A 17,076-nucleotide genomic window follows, 5' to 3' on the forward strand; every position below is an offset into this window, starting at 1 on the left:
TGATTAACGGATAGGTGAACGGGTTTTTAGGTGAATAAATCGGCAATGAAGCCAATTTTTAGTTCATTTTTGTTTATAAACTCAGCAGATATCGCACATATTTACCACGGAATTGTGTAAACATAGATTTGCACTCCGGATGGGCTTTGTTTTAGCTATGGCTAATCGACACATAATCACTTAAGTTTATTAAAAACAATAAGACAAGATGGGGCTTTCCGTGCAAGACAATCAGATGAGTATTGGGGATACATTAGGCTTAGGTTTTATGACCTTCGCGTTTTTTTTGGGGGCGGGTAACTTAATTTTTCCTCCCTTTGCGGGGATGTTAGCTGGGGAGAACATGCTCCTTGCTATGTTAGGGTTTCTCATCACTGCCGTAGGTTTACCTTTGGTCGGGCTCATTGCTGTTGCTAAGGCTCAAGGTAAGGTTATGGCGATGTTGCCTGTGTTTGCGGCAAGTGCATTAGCCATTGCGATTTATATCATCATCGGGCCTGCATTTGCAGCGCCGCGTACCGGTCTAGTGGCCTATGAAATCGGTGCTAAGCCCTTTATTGATAACACCACAGCAACCATTATGCTTGGCAGTTTATCGCTTAATCTGTCGCAACTAATTTATACCCTGTGCTTCTTTACTGTGACTATGCTGCTGGCATTGTTCCCCGGGAAATTACTCGACAGCGTCGGTAAAGTATTAACCCCTATCCTATTGTTATTACTAGTAGGTTTAGCCTTGTCTGTGGTGTTTTTACCCGCTTCTGATGTTGGCGCGGCCGTAGGTGATTACAAGAACCATCCGCTGACTAAAGGTATTCTTGAAGGCTTTAACACTATGGATACTTTGGCATCTTTGATGTTCGGTATGTTGATTATCGATCTGCTGCGTAAAAAGGGCATCGAGCAGCCTAGCGCACAGACTAAGTACCTTATTCGCGCTGCCTTTATTGCCGCAGCGGGTCTTGCCTTTGTTTATGTGTCATTGTTCTTTTTAGGTGCCACGGCGGGTGATATTGCCGCAGGTGCTAAAAATGGCGGTGAAATTTTAACTAACTATGTGACCCGTGAGTTTGGCAATTTAGGCACTGTGTTGTTATCGGCAGTGGTAACGCTAGCCTGTTTAACTACGGCGGTGGGATTAGTGAGTGCGTGCTCTGAGTTTTTCAATGAGCTAATGCCAAAGCTGTCTTATCGTTTTCTGGTGATTATATTAAGCGCTATCTGTGCTGTGATTGCGAACGTTGGACTGTCACAACTGATTAATATCAGCATTCCGGTATTAATGACGGTTTACCCTGTGGCTATTGCACTGGTCGCGGTAACCTTTTTAACTGAATATTTCCCTCGTCCGCAGTTTGCTCACCGTGCGACCCTGTCTGTGGCACTCCTGTTTGGCATCTTTGACGGTATGAAGGTTGCCGCAAAAAGCCTCACGGGTGAAGACGGTAAAGGCGTGACTGAAGCGGCGCAAAGCTTTATCGATCTGGTCAGTGGTATGTCTCCCACCCTGTCTCTCCTACCGCTGTATGAAGAGGGAATGGCGTGGTTATTGCCAACCTTAGTGGTCATTGTGCTGTGTTTAATGATTCGCGGTGGCGGTGCAAAAGCAGTCACTGCCGCCTAAATAAAGGCGACTGCCAGTCGCGGAGAAATTAAGTTAATATCAACGGCGTATCTACCATACGCCGTTTTTTATGGAGTTTTCGTGGCTAAAACCTATCAGTGTGATCCGCTTATTGATGCATTTCTTGATGATCTTTGGTCTAGTAAGGGCTTAAGTGATAATACCTTGAGTGCCTATCGCACCGATTTACGCCATTTTGATCGCTATCTGCAAAGCCAAGGATTGGGTTTGTGCGATGTGGGTCAAGCTGACGTTCGTGCTTACTTAGCTTATAGGGTCGAGCAACAATTTGCCCGCACTAGTAGTGCACGTTTGCTGAGTAGTTTACGGCGTTTTTACACCTATTTATTGCAGACCAAACAGATTGCAGGCGATCCCATGGCACTGATTGAATCGCCTAAGTTAAGTCGGCATTTGCCTGATTCTCTAAGCGAGTCACAGGTCGATAGATTGCTGGCCGAGCCCAATGTGGACGACCCCGTTGAATGCCGTGATAAAGCCATGCTGGAGTTGTTATATGCCACCGGACTGCGGGTGAGCGAGCTGGTGGGATTAACCATGGAGCAGATGAGCTTGCGCCAAGGCTTAGTGCGGATTGTGGGTAAGGGCGGTAAAGAGCGTTTAGTGCCAATGGGTGAGGTAGCAATAACCGCCGTAGAACATTATTTAACTTCGGCGCGGCATGAACTCTTAGGCTATGTTCAATCTGACGTGGTGTTCCCTTCAAAGCGCTCGCAGATGATGACGCGGCAAACCTTTTGGCATCGTATTAAGCTCTACGCGAGCCGAGCTGGAATTGAAACTGAATTGTCACCCCATACATTGCGTCATGCCTTCGCCACCCATTTACTCAACCATGGCGCCGATCTTAGGGTTGTACAATTACTTTTAGGTCACAGTGACTTATCGACAACTCAAATCTATACCCATGTGGCCCGAGCGAGATTACAAGAGTTACATCAGCAGCATCATCCACGGGGATAGGCTTTGTGGATCACAAAACCGTGAATGGTTGAATTTAGTTACAGTATAAATTTGCATTCTATTTGGCTTGTCTGTAACTTTTTACCACCATACAGGGTCTATTAACCTGACCCATATGTCGCAGTAGCGATTTACTTAATAGGAAGTCCCCATGAAGTTGACCCGAGCATTATCTTTAGTTTTCGCGCTTGTTGTTGCGCCTCTGGCCAGCGCCGCAACGGCGACCACTCCAGACACTGCTGCGATTAAGCAAAAACTCAGTGAAATGTTAGATGTTGAAGTGATTTCAATGCAGGATTCGCCCATCGAAGGTTTATATCAAGCTATGACTAATCGCGGCGTGCTCTATATCAGCCGTGATGGTTCAAAAATGTTCCACGGTAATTTATACGATCTTGATAAAGGGATGAAAAACCTGACTGAAGCTGCACTTGCAGGCCCACGTTTGGCGATGATGAAACCGCTTGAAGATCATATGTTGGTGTATAAAGCGAAAGATGAAAAACACGTTGTAACTGTGTTTACCGATGTGAGCTGTGGTTATTGCCGCAAGTTACATAGCCAAATGGCCGAGTATAACAAGTTGGGTATTACCGTACGTTACTTAGCCTTCCCACGTGCGGGTGTGCCATCTGCCAATGCCGATGAAATGCAGGCCATTTGGTGTGCTAAGGATCCATTAAAAGCCATGACAGAAGCCAAGGCGGGTAAAAAAGTCTCTGCCGCGACCTGTGATGCTAAAATCGCCGAACAATACGAATTAGGTACCAGCTTTGGTGTTAACGGCACGCCTGCTATCGTGTTAGAAGATGGCAATATGATCCCAGGATATCAACCACCTGCGGATTTATTACGTACTTTAGAAGCGCGCCAATAGTCGCAATTCGACTAAACTTATCCTATTAAAGGTGAGCCTAAAGCTCACCTTTTTGTTATCTTAGCCCCATGATTGTTTAAGAGTTTGTTCCCTTGATCCATAAAATAATCCGTCGTCCAACCGTTGATGATAGCCATTTACCCGCTCACCTTCCGCCGCTGTTAAGACAGCTCTATGCTCGCCGTGGAGTCATGTCCGCTGAGTGTGAACTGGTACTTAAAGGCTTGTTAAGGCCCGATACCATGAAGGGCTTAGATAACGCCGCCAAGTTGATTGCCGATGCGATGCAGCTTGATAAGTCGATTCTGATCGTTGGCGATTTTGATGCCGATGGCGCCACCTCGACAAGTGTGTGTATCCTCGCGCTACGAATGATGGGCGCGAGTAAAGTCGATTATCTGATCCCCAATCGCTTTGACTACGGTTATGGCCTGAGTCCTGAGATTGTCGCCGTGGCGGCAACCAAACAGGCAGAATTACTTATTACTGTTGATAACGGTATTTCCTCGATTGAGGGTGTAGCCGCCGCCAAAGCATTTGGCATGCAGGTGGTGATCACCGACCATCACTTACCCGGCCATGAGTTACCTGCGGCCGATGCCATAGTGAATCCCAATCAGCCCGGTTGTCAGTTTGCCAGTAAATCCATTGCTGGCGTTGGGGTCGCCTTTTATCTGATGACGGCGCTTAGGGCTGAGCTGCGCACTCGTCATTGGTATCAAGCCCGCGGTATTGCCGAGCCCAACCTCGGCACTCTGCTGGATATTGTTGCCCTTGGCACTGTGGCCGATGTGGTATCGCTCGATGCCAACAATCGTATTCTGGTCGAGGCTGGATTGCAGCGGGTACGCAGTGGCCGTTGCCGCGTGGGCATTACTGCTCTACTTGAAGTCGCAAAACGTAATCCAGCTCGGATTGTTGCCTCTGATTTTGGTTTTGCCGTGGGGCCAAGGCTTAATGCCGCCGGCAGGCTGGATGAAATGGCGCTCGGGGTTGAAACCCTACTGTGCGAAGACATCATGTATGCAAGGCGGATGGCGGCAGAGCTCGATAGCCTCAACCAAGAGCGACGGGAGCTTGAGGTGGGGATGCAGCAAGAGGCGCTGAAAAGTCTTGAATATCTAAAGCTTAATGAAGAACAGCTCCCATGGGGCATCGCCCTCTTTCAAGAGGATTGGCACCAAGGGGTTATCGGTATTCTGGCCTCGCGAATTAAAGATAAATACCACAGACCTGTAATCGCCTTTGCCGACGCGGGTAATGGTGAAATTAAAGGTTCGGCGCGCTCCATCAAAGGTTTGCATATGCGTGACTTGCTGGAGCTAGTTAACTCACGCCATCCGGGGCTGATTTGTAAATTTGGCGGCCACGCGATGGCGGCGGGCTTAACTTTAAAGTCCGGTGGCTTCGCAACCTTTGCCAAAGCCTATGATGATGCGGTGCGTGAACAATTAAAGCCTGAGCAGCTGACGGGCGAGCTTTGGTCCGATGGCGAGTTAACGCCGACGGAACTTACCCTCGAAATCGCCCAGTTACTGCGTAATGCCGGACCTTGGGGCCAGTCCTTCGAGGAGCCATTATTCGATGGTTATTTTAAGATTATCCAGCAGCGAATAGTGGGAGAACGCCACCTTAAATTAGTGCTTGAAACCCCATGTAGTACCCTGATGTTAGATGCGATTGCCTTTAATGTGGATTTACACACTTGGCCCGATGCGACGATTCAACATGCGCGTATCGTCTATAAGCTCGATGTGAACGAATATCGCGGTAATTTCACCCTGCAGTTGATGGTCGAGCAAATTGAGCCGATGTGATCCGCGCTGATAGCGGGTAAATAGAGGTGAAAAGGAATTTTAGATTGAAGTCATTATCAGACAAAAAGATTCGTCAGTTACTTAAGCGTTTTGCTTGGATATATGCGGTTTGCCTTTGTATTCCCTGGATTTCGGTGGTTTTGACTACAAAGGCTCAGGGCCAAACCTTGATTATTGGCATTTGGCCCGCGGCCTCATTATTTTATTTTCTTGCTTATCGCCACTTGGCTAAGTCCTTTCGATTTGAGATCAATCGCCATCTTGCTTTTAGCTATCACGGTGGTGGTTCCTTTGCTGGAGCCATGTATTCATTAGCAAAAGTGGTGTTATTAGGCATGGTATTGATGATATTTATGAGTGCAAAACATACCTAGATTAAACAGTATTTAACGCTATATTGGAGCGACAAATGGAATATCGAGTCAGCAGTGAGCTATCGGAAATGGATTTTGATGTTATCCATGGTTTTATTTCCAACAGTTATTGGGCGCAGGGCATGCCTGCTGCGCTGCTGCAAAAGGCGCTTAGCAACAGTTTATGTTTTGGAGTATTTGATAAGGATAATCAACAGCTTGCTTTTGCGCGACTGATTACCGATAAAGCCACCTTTGCCTACCTTGCCGATGTGTTTGTCTTCGAATCCCACCGCGGCTTAGGGTTAAGTAAGATGATGATGGCAGCAATTATGGAACATCCTGATCTGCAAGGATTAAGACGCATAATGCTCGCCACCCGCGATGCCCATGGACTTTATGCGCAATTTGGTTTTGGCGCTGTGGATCATCCTGAAACACTAATGCAAATTCGGCTTGAGAATGCTTACCTGTAGAACAGGATTGTTAGCACTATCCTCGTTGAAATAGTCATGATTAAGATACGGAGATTCATATGACACAATTGCAGTATGCCTATCTTGCCAGCTTTGCTGTTTCATCTGCTTTTTTGAATTGGTTACTCGAGGGACAAGCGCCTTGGGTGAGGTTACTTTGCTATATTTTGCTACTTTCAACCATGGGATTTGCTTGTTTGTACCATAGTTTAAAGCGGTCGATAAAATCAAAAGACTCGAAATAAATGCTATTAAAAACAAAAAGCCAGCATCAGCTGGCTTTTTAGTGAAGGGATTAATCGTTAACGATTAAGCCGCTTTAGTCGCTGTGGTTTTGGTTTCGGTACTGTCATCGCTATGGCGAATTAAGTAATCAAATGCTCCCAGTGAGGCATTGGCACCGCTACCCATGGCGATAATGATTTGCTTGTAAGGTGAGTTAGTCACGTCACCTGCGGCAAATACGCCGGGTACTGAGGTTTGGCCGCGCTCATCGACGATGATTTCGCCGCGAGGAGTCAAATCTACTGTGCCTTTTAACCACTCGGCATTAGGCACTAAACCGATTTGTACGAAGATCCCTGCCAGCGCGATATGGTGGCTTTCACCCGTTGCACGGTCGGTGTAGTTCAGGCCATTCACCCGAGTACCATCGCCTGTCACTTCTGTGGTCATCGCCTGAGTAATGATTTTGATGTTACCCATAGATGCCGCTTTACGTTGCAATACATCGTCAGCGCGTAGTTTGCTATCAAACTCGAGTACTGTGACATGCTCAACGATGTTGGCTAAGTCGATTGCTGCTTCGATACCTGAGTTACCGCCACCGATAACCGCTACACGTTTGCCTTTAAATAATGGGCCGTCACAGTGTGGGCAGTAGGCTACGCCTTTACCGCGGTATTCTTTCTCGCCGGGGACGTTCATTTCGCGCCAGCGGGCACCGGTTGCCAGTAGTATAGTACGGCTACGCAGTTTCGCGCCGCTTGCCAATTCGAGTTCAAATAAACCATCGCTCGCCAGTTTAACGGCTTTTTGGTTATCCATGATATCGACTTCGTAGTCACGCACATGGGCTTCAAGGTTTGCCACCAGTTTTGGACCTTCGGTCGCTTTTACCGAAATAAAGTTTTCGATACCAACGGTTTCGGCGACTTGACCACCGAATTTGTCGGCCACCACACCAGTACGTAGACCTTTACGGGCAGCGTAAATCGCCGCCGCTGCACCAGCTGGGCCACCACCGACGACTAAGACTTCGTATGGGGCTTTTTGGCTGAGTTCTTCCGCTTTACGGCTTGCCGCGCCAGTATCGAGTTTATTTAAGATCTCACCGATGCTGATACGGCCTGCGGCAAATACTTCACCGTTTAAGTACACAGACGGTACGGCCATGATGTTGCGGCTGGTGACTTCATCTTGGAACAGGGCGCCGTCGATCATCACGTTGGTAATGTTCGGGTTAATCGCCGCCATCATATTCAGCGCCTGAATCACATCAGGGCAGTTCTGGCAGGTGAGTGACACATAGGTTTCAAACTCATATTTGCCTGGCAGATTACGGATCTGCTCGATGATGTCATCGCTGAGTTTGATTGGGTGTCCACCCGTGTGCAGCAGGGCTAGCACGAGTGAGGTAAATTCGTGACCCATAGGCAGACCAGCAAAGCTAATCTGAGTATTGAGTTCTGGGTTAACCACTGTCATCGCAGGCGTACGAGAGCCTTGAGCTTCTTTGAGGCTCACGAACGTTGAAAGGCTAACGATGTCATTGGCTAAGCTTTTTAATTCTTGAGACTTCTTGCTTTCATCTGCTGACACGACAAGTTCAACTGGTCTCTTGAGGTTTTGCAGATAGGTTTGCAGTTGATTTTTTAAATTCGCATCTAACATGATGACTCCAAATCAGCGTAAAAATTGAAAAATATTGAAAAACGCGAAGGGTGCCAATCTGACTCATGCAGGGGGGAGTCAGATTGGCGGGGTTGACCTTTAGGCGAGATTAGATTTTGCCAACGAGGTCTAAAGATGGTGCTAAGGTTTCGTCACCTGGTTGCCATTTAGCTGGGCAAACTTCACCATCGTGAGTCGCAACGTATTGAGCCGCTTGGATCTTACGAACCAGTTCTTGAGCGCTACGGCCGATACCTAAGTCATGGATTTCAGCAACTTTCACTTGGCCTTCTGGGTTGATCACGAAAGTACCACGGAGTGCTAAACCTTCTTCTTCGATCATCACACCGAAGTTACGGCTGATCACGCCAGTAGGGTCTGCCAGCATTGGGAAGTTGATCTTCTTAATAGTGTCAGAAGTATCGTGCCATGCTTTGTGAGTGAAGTGAGTGTCAGTCGATACTGAGTAAACTTCAACGCCCATTGATTGTAACTTAGCGTAGTGATCCGCCATGTCGCCTAATTCAGTTGGGCAAACGAAAGTGAAGTCTGCTGGATAGAAGAATACAACTGACCATTTACCTAACAGATCTTGTTCTGTTACAGGCACGAACTCACCATTGTGGTAAGCAGTGGCTTTGAATGGTTTGATGGTGCTGTTGATAATTGATTGAGTCATTTTATGCTTCCATTTAGTTGATTATGGTGAATTTAGTGACGGGCATTAGCTTGTTCCCCCGTCGATGAGAAGTATATTACTGACCTAACGACGATAAATATAACGGATAAAAACTATCATCCTAATCGATTTTATCGAATTTATTGGGTTTGATATGATGGATTAATCGATTTTTCAGCACTGGCGTGTCTTAGCGGCTAATCGATTGTTTAATTTGGTTATGTAGCGTTAGGGAAGGGCAATAAAAAAGGGATATCGACGATATCCCTTTAAACATAAAAACGGTTGCAACAAGCTACTGAAGTTCTAGGTTCTAGTTTTGCGCCTTAGGCTGGGTTAACCAGGTGCTGAGCAGGCGCACACCATAGCCTGTGGCACCTGCGGGCACAACGGCGGTATCGGTGGCAGTTAAGGCATTACCAGCGATATCGAGGTGAGCCCAAGGTTGCTCACCCGCAAAGCGTTTGAGGAACATGGCGGCAGCAGATGCTCCCGCGCTGCCTTCTTTACCGGTATTCTTTAAGTCGGCGATGGTAGATTTTAGCTCGTCATCGTAGGCTTGATCTAACGGTAAGCGCCAGACTTTTTCACCCACCTGTTGACCCGCAAAGGTGAGTTGCTGCACTAGCGGCTCTGAATCGGTAAATAACCCCGCATAAACGGTGCCTAGCGCACTGACTTTTGAGCCTGTAAGGGTGGCAACATCAATGATGACCGATGGGCGGTAGTTTTCACGGGCATACCAGAGACCATCGGCGAGCACTAAACGGCCTTCGGCATCGGTGTTGAGCACTTCAACCGTAAGGCCTTGGGCGGTTTTAATCACATCGCCTGGGATCATCGCATGGCCCGATACCATGTTTTCAGCCATGGGCATAATGGCGACAAGGTTAACTGGCGCCTTTTGAATCGCCATCGCCTTGACTGTGCCGAGTACAGTTGCCGCGCCCGCCATATCGGACTTCATTCGCGCGATGGAAGTGCCTGTTGCTTTAATGTTGTAACCGCCAGAGTCGAAAGTAATACCTTTACCGACGAGGGCGATAGGTGCTTCTTTGCTGCCGGGCCAGTGGGCGACAACCAGCTTAGGTGGGCGCTCACTGCCTTTACCTACGGCCGCTAAGGCGCCAAGATTTAAGCGTTCAATATCTTTGGCTTCGAGTACTGTGACTTTTACGCCGAGGGCTTTGAGTTTACGCGCCTCGTTAGCAAAGCTTTCGGGATACATGTTTCCCGCTGGGGCATTGGTAAGATCGCGAGCTAAAAACACACCTGCTTCGATAGCTTGCAGATTCTTATGATGTTTTTGGTTTTTGCTTAAGTCATCAACGCCGATTTGATAGTTCTTCTCGGCGCGATTGCTGGTTTTAAATTGAGTGTAGCGGTAGCTGCGCAGCTCAATGCCGTGGGCGAGCTCTGAACCAAAGAGAGGTGCGTTACTGAGGCCTTGGGTCAGCACGCGTACCGTGGCTTGTGGCACGGTTTCAAGTTTGGCGGCAATGTTGCCACCTAAGGTATTGATTTCACCGGGTGTTAGGGTTTTAGCATCGCCAATCCCAACCAGTAATACTCGCTTAGCGTCAATTTCGCTCGGGACTAAAATCTCTAAAATTTCACCGCGTTTACCCGAAAAACTGTTATCAGCTACCGCAAGATTGAGTTGATCCTGAGTCGACTGGGGCAAAAAATCGAGACTATAGGTTGTTGAATCAGTACTTTGGAACAGTACTAAGGTATCTGAATTAAGTGAATTACGAGTGTCAAAGCTAAAGGTTTCGGCGTTAGCATTGAGAGAGTTAAGGCACGCCAGAGCCATAACGCTTAACAAAAATTTATTCTTATTTTTCATGGTGACAACTCATATCTGTGGAGAGTGAGAAGCATAGCAAAGCTGAGTCTTAGGGTTAACTAATTTACGCCATTTGACTGAGATTAATCTTAATTCCAAGGGCCAAACCGTGTTAGTGAGCGTTCAAGGGCAAAATCCAATTGCTGTGACAGGCTTTGTGCTTGGCTCTTAAGTGCGCTGGCGCCAAGTGATTGCGGTATTTGGCTAGCAAAAATCACCCAGTTTCCACCACTGGTGAGGCAAGCATGCACGTGGGCAAAATGGTGCTGCAAATCGGCGAGTAACTCCCGATTTTGGCTATGTTCCTTCCAGCAGTTAAGCACTAAATAGCCATCGGGTTTAATCCGTTGAGTACATTGCTCAAGGAAGGTCGCCGAGAGTTGCCCGGTGTTAACGCCTTTGGCGCTGTAGATATCAGCAAAAATCACATCGACTTTTTTATGCTCGGCCGATGCCATAAAGACGAGGGCATCATCATTGATAACATTCAGCTTTTTACCTATTGGGAGTTGGAAGTAACGCTTGGCCAGTTCGATAACCGTGGGACGAAGCTCTACTGCGGTTAGCTTGATGGCTGCGTCAAATCGGCGCAGCACATGGATAAGTGCACCGCCACCCAGACCCAGTACTATCGCACTTTTGGGCTTACAAAATAACAGAACCAGCATCATGCCCTGTACATAGGTATGCTGTGGAATATGGGGAGCGGTTTTTAGGATTTTGCTTTGTTCATCGTTGTCACCGAAGGAGAGCACGCGCGAATCACCATAGTCGAGCACGCGGATAGGCCCGAATGTATCGTGAGTTTCGTGTAACAAAATTGCGTCGGCCATGGTCATTATTACTCTATTTGCGTTGAGCTGATTTGCGTGCAGGTATAAAAAAGTTAGAATTCAGCTGGTTTCGTTTTTTAAGTGGCTATTATGACAAATCAAATCCTACTTGCCTGTATTTATCTTACGGTGTTTATCTTTTTGCAGCGTGCATTAACTCAATGGGTGAAAAAACTCTCATTGATGAAGCAAGTCAGTGCGGCCCGTACCAGTCTTGTGACTCGGTTTATTTCCTATGTGATGTTTTTTATCACCTTGTCACTAATGGCGGTGTCCCTTGGATTGGGCTATCAGGATGTGTCGCTGTTTGTCTCCTCCGCATTTGCGGTGATGGGAGTCGCCTTAGTTGCCCAGTGGTCTATCTTGAGCAACTTGACGGCTGGCGTACTGATCTTTTTTGTATTTCCGTATCGGATCGGTGAACGTATTCGGGTGGTGGATAAGGATGAAGATATCAGTGGAGTGATTATTGAAATCGCGCTGTTTCATGTACTTATCCTCAGGGATAATGGCGATACCATCACCTATCCCAACAACTTGATGCTGCAGAAGGCGGTGTTAAAGCTGGCCGATCAGTCACCGCTTGCCGAGCGCCAAGCGTTGCAGGATGGCAAAAAGAAACTCGACCTCGAGTAACCATTCTCCTGTATGTGCGCCATCGCTGTACATTTATTAGCAAACTGTTGTCGGCGCACTCGCAAGCACTTAGTTTTATTATCTTGGCGTTAGCTTTCGTTGCTTAATCTGTTTTATATAACAAAATCAGTGTTATTGATTACATTTCCCTCCATTTTTTTACCTTAGATTGTGCCCTGTTGCACGGTTTAGTGCCCACGAATCCGTAGAATCCGCGCTTTTGTTTTTACCTAATGGATCTAATTTAATGAAATCTAAACTTTTAGCTGTGACGATTGGCACGCTACTCGCGACCCAGTTAACCGGTTGTATGGGACAAATGGGTTTAAGCCAAATGGTGACTAAGGGAAATTTAAGTGCGGTGGATAACCGTTATGGTCGTGCAGGCTTGTTTATGCTGTTAAGCCCTGTGTATGGCATCGCGGCGACAGGCGATCTGTTCATCTTTAATACCATTGAGTTTTGGACTGGCAAGAATCCGATTACCGATAAATCACCTGCTGTGGTTGATATGCCAGTCGAGGCCATCTTTAAGATTAATCCACACGTGAGTGATGAGCTTAGATCTGCGCCAGTGAAGCTGACTCAGGCGCAAATTGCCTACCCCGATGAGCATACGGTCACTATGACGTTAGCCTACGAAGACGGTAGCACCCAGTTATTATCGGGCCGTAAAGTTGGCGAAGATGTGGACTTTTTCCTCGATGGTGCTTTTATCACGCGAGTGAGTAACCAAGAACTTGTTGCTTATAGCCAAAGCCGTTTACATGCGCCAGCAACACCTGCTGCTTAAGCTTTTGAATTATCCAACCCATAAAATGGTTTAGATTTATGGGTTGGATAATAACAATATTATCGCAGTACCCTCTGGAAAAACGCCACAGCTTGCTGATACATCTGCAGTGCTAGCGCGGGATCGTAGCGCTCGCCCTCATCACGCATAAAGGCATGCTGAGCATTCACCTCAAGCCAACTGAAATTGCGGTTTTTAGCCATCAACTGTTGGTGGATCAATACCCGCCCCTCGGGCGATACATGGGGATCTTGCTTACCAAACACTAACACTAATTCCCCTTGAATATCGCCTGTGCGACTCAGCGAGTCATTGCCATAGGCACAGGGTAGGGTATTGGAATGAATGTCGGTGGGATAGAGGCAAAACGCGCCCAAAATCTCGGGATTGAGTGCTGCACGGTAGGCTAAGTGGCCGCCAATACACACGCCCATACTGCCGACTCGACCTGTGCAATAACTCTGCTGACGGGCAAAATCGATAAGGGCTTGGGTGTCGCTGTCGTGCTGCTCTAAGGGCTTGGCAAATTTATCGGCATTGCCTTTGTCTTTACCCACATCATCGTAGGCCAGCACTGTGCCTATCGGATTAAGCTCGTGAAATACCTCTGGCACTAACACCACAAAACCATGACCTGCGAGTATTGTTGCGGTGCGGGCAATGGGCGCGGTTTGCTGAAATATCTCAGAGTAAAAAATAATACAGGGGAATTGCCCGGTGGCATCAGGGCGGTAGAGGTAAGTACGCATTAGCCCTGAAGGCGTGGAGATATCCTGAGTTTCCTGAGTGACTAACATATTGAGATTCTCTCTTTGAGGCTTCAAACGTTGAAGCCTCACTTTAGCAGTCAGGTATTAATCTGTCAGTTAAAACAGTTCATTACCACAGCGCTCGCCCGCGAGCACGGCTTTCACATTGCTCAGCGTTGTGTTGGCGATCGCGCCCAATGCTTCTTCGGTAAGGAAGGCTTGGTGACCGGTAAAAATCACGTTGTGACAGGCGGATAAGCGACGGAAAACATCGTCCTGAATGATTTGGTTCGACTTATCCTCGAAAAACAGTTCTTTTTCGTTTTCATACACATCTAACCCTAAGGAGCCAATTTGGCCGAGCTTTAAGGCTTCCATTGCATCGAAGGCATTGAGCAGACCGCCGCGGCTAGTGTTGATCACCATGACGCCGGGTTTCATCTTGGCAAAACTTTCTTTATTCAGCAGATGGTGGTTATCGGCGGTTAATGGACAATGCAGGCTGATAATATCGCTGGTGGCGTAAATGGTATCGAGATCTAAATATTCCACATTGAGCGCTTCTACCGCGGGATTTGGGTAGGGGTCAAAGGCAATCACTTTACAACCAAAACCGAGCAATACCTTAATGGTGGCGACCCCAATCTTACCAGTGCCAATTACACCAACAGTTTTGCCAAACATGTTAAAGCCGACTAACCCCTCGAGTGAAAAGTTAGCATCACGGGTGCGTTGGTAGGCTTTGTGGATTTTGCGGTTTAGGGTCAGCATCAAGGCGACCGTGTGCTCGGCCACGGATTCGGGGGAATAGGCGGGCACGTTGACCACTTGCATACCTAAACGTTTTGCGGCGACTAAATCGACATTGTTAAAGCCTGCACAGCGCATGGCGATGATTTTTGTGCCGCCGTTAGCGAGCTCGACCAACACTTCTTCACAGAGAGAGTCGTTAACAAAGGCGCATACCACCTCAAAACCTTCGGCAAGCTTTACCGTTTGCATGCAGAGACGATAATCGAAATACTCAATTTGCGCACCAAATGCGGCATTAGTACGGTTAAAATGCTGCATGTCATAATGTTTTGCGCTAAAAAATCCAATTCTCATTTCAATCACCTAAGGGTTACATTGTTACTGGCACTGAGTGTATGTGACTCGGCGACATTTGTCCTCTGGTGATGAGTTTACCCCGTAAAAAGAGTGAGCTTAGTCATCAATTGCTCAAAAAAGCATAAAAAAAGCGAGCCCCTGACGGCTCGCTTGTGTCGATAAGCTTGAGTGTTCAAGCTTGGCTCTCATGGTCGTGCTATGTGAGCCTAAGGTTAGTCCATTAACCTAGAAAGGATTGATATTAGTGATCTTTCGCGAATTTAGCGGCTGATGCACCTGCGATACGGCCATAGGTCACGATATCAGAGATAGCGTTACCACCTAAGCGGTTAGCACCATGCACACCACCAGTGACTTCGCCCGCAGCGTATAAACCTTCAATAGGTTTACCAGTTTTTTCACTCTTCACTTCGGCTTTAGTATCAATCACGATACCGCCCATTGTGTGGTGAACCGCTGGCGCGATTTCTAAGGCATAGAAAGGTGCGACAACTAACTCACGTGGTAAATCAGGACGTTCGAATTGAGTGTCTTTACCTGATTTCACGAAACCATTATAAGCAGTCACTGTTTTTGCCAGTTCAGCTGCTGGTATATCGAGTTGTTTCGCTAACTCTTCGATGGTTTTACCTTCTTTAACGATGTTCAAGTGAACATAACCTTCGATGGCTTTCAAGCTCTTACGGATAGAGTCATCGAATACGAGGTAAGCACTTTCACCTTTTTGTTTCAGGATCGCAGCAGAGGCTTTGTCACGGGTCGTGATTTCGTTCATGAAGCGGTCACCATCACGGTTAACCACGATCGCACCGTTACCACGTACGGCTTCGGTGATCATCACACCGCCGGCTGGTGAGTAAGTTGGGTGAGCTTGGATGTATTCTAAGTCACGTGTTGCTGCGCCAGCTTGCAGAGCGACGTCTAAGCCGTCACCGGTAGCACCTGGGTGGTTAGTTGCTTTAAAGCCTTTTAATTTAGGATCGTACTTAGCAACGCGGTCGTTGTTTTTCGCGAAACCACCAGCAGCAATGACTACCGCATCGGCTTTGATTACATAGTAACCAGTGTATTCACCTTTCACTAGAACGCCGGTCACTTTACCGCTCGCATCCTCAAGGATACGTACAACACGGCTGTTTAAACGAATATCAGTACCACGTTTAACGGCGTTGTCCCACAGTACTTGTGCAACGTGAGCACCAACACCTGCACCACCCGTTGGGCGGTGGCTACGGTTAACGCTTGCGCCACCCATACGGCCTACGTCAGTCATGTCGGCACCCATAGAGGTTAACCAATCAATAGAGTCTGAAGAGTTGTTGGCCAGGACTTTCACTAATTCAGGATCGTTAATGTTACGACCACCTTTCATGGTGTCGTCGATCATGATTTGTTTCTTATCTTGGATACCTAACTTAGCTTGTGGCTTAGTTTCTGCGGCGTTCATACCACCAGCAGCCAGTTTAGTGTTACCACCTGGGATAGGTTCTTTTTCTAACAGGATCACTTTTGCGCCAGCGTCACGGGCTGAAACGGCGGCAGCAAGACCTGCACCACCAGAGCCGATAACGACAACGTCAGTTGTTTCTTTCACGCCTGCGGCAATGGCTTTATCTTGAGCCGCTTTGTCTGCATCAACAGGAACAAACTTACGTTCCCACTTGCCGCCAAATGGCATATCAAAGCCGAAGCTATGGCAAGCATCACAGTAGGTTACTGATTTTTCGTGGCCTTTGTGGCAGCTGGTACAAGCGATTTCACCGATTAAGTGAGATTTGTGCGGAGAAACTTTATCTTTTGGCGCTGCAGCAGCCAGTTCTTTTAGATCACCGTGGCAGCTAACACATTGGCCATTTTCATGAGTCAGGTTGTCGTTGGTTACGCCACCTTTGTCTGATACGTGGCAGCTATCGCAGCCACCCATTTCACCGTGAAAATCGGCTAGTACTTCTGGTGCAGCATAGGCTGTGCCAGCCATTGCACCAGAGATCAGCATGGCTAGTGCTGTTTTTTGAATCTTTCTTGTGAACATAATTGTTCCTCCGCCGTACATTTCATCTACTTAATAAGGGTTATTCATCATGGCGTGATATTTATATTTTACGTAGCTCACGCGCTTTTAGAGTATTCTCCACGAACAAAGTTACCACTATCTAAAGAGGTATATGCGTACTTAGGTCACATAACGATTGTTACAGTGAGAATTACATAATTGAAATGTGCAATATGGCTGAAAATATTACTGAAATTGAAGTTAATCACTTAGGGAATACGGTATAACTTGCGTGAGTTAACATATTTTGGTGGGCTTAATTATATTTGAATAATGAATGGTAAAATCAACTGTAGTTGGTGACTTGTTTTTAAGTTTTTGATTTTAATTGTGTATTTTGATGCTTTTAT

General features: G+C 47.1%; 15 protein-coding genes. 8 read left to right on the top strand and 7 right to left on the bottom strand.

Going from position 1 to position 17,076, the window contains the following annotated elements; all coding sequences use genetic code 11:
* Nucleotides 1-208 precede the first annotated feature (208 nt).
* The 6 genes from brnQ to L976_RS15790 all read left to right on the top strand — a co-directional run bounded on the left by brnQ (nucleotide 209) and on the right by L976_RS15790 (nucleotide 6,131).
* Nucleotides 209-1,624, top strand: a complete 1,416-nt coding sequence (brnQ, locus tag L976_RS15765; protein WP_047538232.1) for a branched-chain amino acid transport system II carrier protein — start codon at nucleotides 209-211, stop codon at nucleotides 1,622-1,624.
* Between the two features lie 81 nt (nucleotides 1,625-1,705).
* On the top strand, nucleotides 1,706-2,608 hold the full coding sequence (xerD, locus tag L976_RS15770) for a site-specific tyrosine recombinase XerD (protein WP_037430831.1): 903 nt from the start codon (nucleotides 1,706-1,708) through the stop codon (nucleotides 2,606-2,608).
* Nucleotides 2,609-2,759: 151 nt separating this feature from the next.
* Nucleotides 2,760-3,485, top strand: a complete 726-nt coding sequence (dsbC, locus tag L976_RS15775; protein WP_037414691.1) for a bifunctional protein-disulfide isomerase/oxidoreductase DsbC — start codon at nucleotides 2,760-2,762, stop codon at nucleotides 3,483-3,485.
* A 92-nt stretch (nucleotides 3,486-3,577) separates the two neighbouring features.
* The gene (recJ, locus tag L976_RS15780; RefSeq protein ID WP_047538237.1) at nucleotides 3,578-5,302 is read left to right on the top strand and encodes a single-stranded-DNA-specific exonuclease RecJ; all 1,725 of its coding nucleotides are present in this window, start codon (nucleotides 3,578-3,580) and stop codon (nucleotides 5,300-5,302) included.
* Between the two features lie 44 nt (nucleotides 5,303-5,346).
* On the top strand, nucleotides 5,347-5,676 hold the full coding sequence (locus L976_RS15785) for a hypothetical protein (RefSeq protein WP_047538240.1): 330 nt from the start codon (nucleotides 5,347-5,349) through the stop codon (nucleotides 5,674-5,676).
* A 35-nt stretch (nucleotides 5,677-5,711) separates the two neighbouring features.
* Nucleotides 5,712-6,131, top strand: coding sequence for a GNAT family N-acetyltransferase (locus tag L976_RS15790; protein ID WP_047538244.1), 420 nt, complete (start codon nucleotides 5,712-5,714; stop codon nucleotides 6,129-6,131).
* Nucleotides 6,132-6,440: 309 nt separating this feature from the next.
* Here L976_RS15790 and ahpF read toward each other — a convergent pair whose 3' ends face one another.
* From ahpF to L976_RS15810, 4 genes are all read right to left on the bottom strand, one after another.
* The gene (ahpF, locus tag L976_RS15795; RefSeq protein ID WP_047538246.1) at nucleotides 6,441-8,024 is read right to left on the bottom strand and encodes an alkyl hydroperoxide reductase subunit F; all 1,584 of its coding nucleotides are present in this window, start codon (nucleotides 8,022-8,024) and stop codon (nucleotides 6,441-6,443) included.
* 109 nt (nucleotides 8,025-8,133) lie between these two features.
* Complete coding sequence (ahpC, locus tag L976_RS15800; RefSeq protein WP_011621596.1) at nucleotides 8,134-8,703, bottom strand: alkyl hydroperoxide reductase subunit C; 570 nt, start codon at nucleotides 8,701-8,703, stop codon at nucleotides 8,134-8,136.
* A 313-nt stretch (nucleotides 8,704-9,016) separates the two neighbouring features.
* A complete protein-coding gene (locus tag L976_RS15805; protein ID WP_047538251.1) occupies nucleotides 9,017-10,552 on the bottom strand; it encodes a leucyl aminopeptidase in 1,536 nt (511 codons plus the stop codon).
* Nucleotides 10,553-10,641: 89 nt separating this feature from the next.
* Nucleotides 10,642-11,385 carry a spermidine synthase gene (locus L976_RS15810; RefSeq protein WP_037414750.1) on the bottom strand — a complete coding sequence of 248 codons (744 nt, stop codon included), beginning with the start codon at nucleotides 11,383-11,385 and terminating at the stop codon, nucleotides 10,642-10,644.
* A gap of 90 nt (nucleotides 11,386-11,475) precedes the next feature.
* Between L976_RS15810 and L976_RS15815 the strand changes: the two genes are divergently transcribed.
* Together L976_RS15815 and L976_RS15820 are read left to right on the top strand one after the other, a co-directional pair.
* The gene (locus L976_RS15815; protein WP_047538253.1) at nucleotides 11,476-12,021 is read left to right on the top strand and encodes a mechanosensitive ion channel family protein; all 546 of its coding nucleotides are present in this window, start codon (nucleotides 11,476-11,478) and stop codon (nucleotides 12,019-12,021) included.
* Nucleotides 12,022-12,268: 247 nt separating this feature from the next.
* Entirely contained in the window at nucleotides 12,269-12,814 is a 546-nt protein-coding gene (locus L976_RS15820; protein WP_037414674.1) for a DUF3332 domain-containing protein, read from the top strand.
* A gap of 59 nt (nucleotides 12,815-12,873) precedes the next feature.
* On the opposite strand, the gene L976_RS15825 is transcribed toward L976_RS15820, so the two are convergent.
* The 3 genes from L976_RS15825 to fccA form a co-directional block, all read right to left on the bottom strand.
* Nucleotides 12,874-13,611 carry a dienelactone hydrolase family protein gene (locus tag L976_RS15825; RefSeq protein ID WP_047538255.1) on the bottom strand — a complete coding sequence of 246 codons (738 nt, stop codon included), beginning with the start codon at nucleotides 13,609-13,611 and terminating at the stop codon, nucleotides 12,874-12,876.
* Nucleotides 13,612-13,680: 69 nt separating this feature from the next.
* Nucleotides 13,681-14,670, bottom strand: coding sequence for a lactate dehydrogenase LdhA (gene ldhA, locus L976_RS15830; RefSeq protein ID WP_037414672.1), 990 nt, complete (start codon nucleotides 14,668-14,670; stop codon nucleotides 13,681-13,683).
* A 244-nt stretch (nucleotides 14,671-14,914) separates the two neighbouring features.
* Entirely contained in the window at nucleotides 14,915-16,705 is a 1,791-nt protein-coding gene (fccA, locus tag L976_RS15835; RefSeq protein ID WP_037414671.1) for a fumarate reductase flavoprotein subunit FccA, read from the bottom strand.
* Nucleotides 16,706-17,076: the final 371 nt, after the last annotated feature.

This window comes from Shewanella sp. ZOR0012, from assembly GCF_000798835.1.
Lineage (GTDB): Bacteria > Pseudomonadota > Gammaproteobacteria > Enterobacterales > Shewanellaceae > Shewanella > Shewanella xiamenensis.

Excerpts from the sequence above, each read along its gene's own strand:
- ahpF (WP_047538246.1), bottom strand. The coding sequence starts at position 8,024 with ATGTTAGATGCGAATTTAAAAAATCAACTGCAAACCTATCTGCAAAAC.
- ldhA (WP_037414672.1), bottom strand. The coding sequence starts at position 14,670 with ATGAGAATTGGATTTTTTAGCGCAAAACATTATGACATGCAGCATTTT.
- L976_RS15805 (WP_047538251.1), bottom strand. The coding sequence starts at position 10,552 with ATGAAAAATAAGAATAAATTTTTGTTAAGCGTTATGGCTCTGGCGTGC.
- ahpC (WP_011621596.1), bottom strand. The coding sequence starts at position 8,703 with ATGACTCAATCAATTATCAACAGCACCATCAAACCATTCAAAGCCACT.
- L976_RS15820 (WP_037414674.1), top strand. The coding sequence starts at position 12,269 with ATGAAATCTAAACTTTTAGCTGTGACGATTGGCACGCTACTCGCGACC.
- fccA (WP_037414671.1), bottom strand. The coding sequence starts at position 16,705 with ATGTTCACAAGAAAGATTCAAAAAACAGCACTAGCCATGCTGATCTCT.
- L976_RS15825 (WP_047538255.1), bottom strand. The coding sequence starts at position 13,611 with ATGTTAGTCACTCAGGAAACTCAGGATATCTCCACGCCTTCAGGGCTA.
- L976_RS15810 (WP_037414750.1), bottom strand. The coding sequence starts at position 11,385 with ATGGCCGACGCAATTTTGTTACACGAAACTCACGATACATTCGGGCCT.
- dsbC (WP_037414691.1), top strand. The coding sequence starts at position 2,760 with ATGAAGTTGACCCGAGCATTATCTTTAGTTTTCGCGCTTGTTGTTGCG.
- L976_RS15790 (WP_047538244.1), top strand. The coding sequence starts at position 5,712 with ATGGAATATCGAGTCAGCAGTGAGCTATCGGAAATGGATTTTGATGTT.
- L976_RS15815 (WP_047538253.1), top strand. The coding sequence starts at position 11,476 with ATGACAAATCAAATCCTACTTGCCTGTATTTATCTTACGGTGTTTATC.
- brnQ (WP_047538232.1), top strand. The coding sequence starts at position 209 with ATGGGGCTTTCCGTGCAAGACAATCAGATGAGTATTGGGGATACATTA.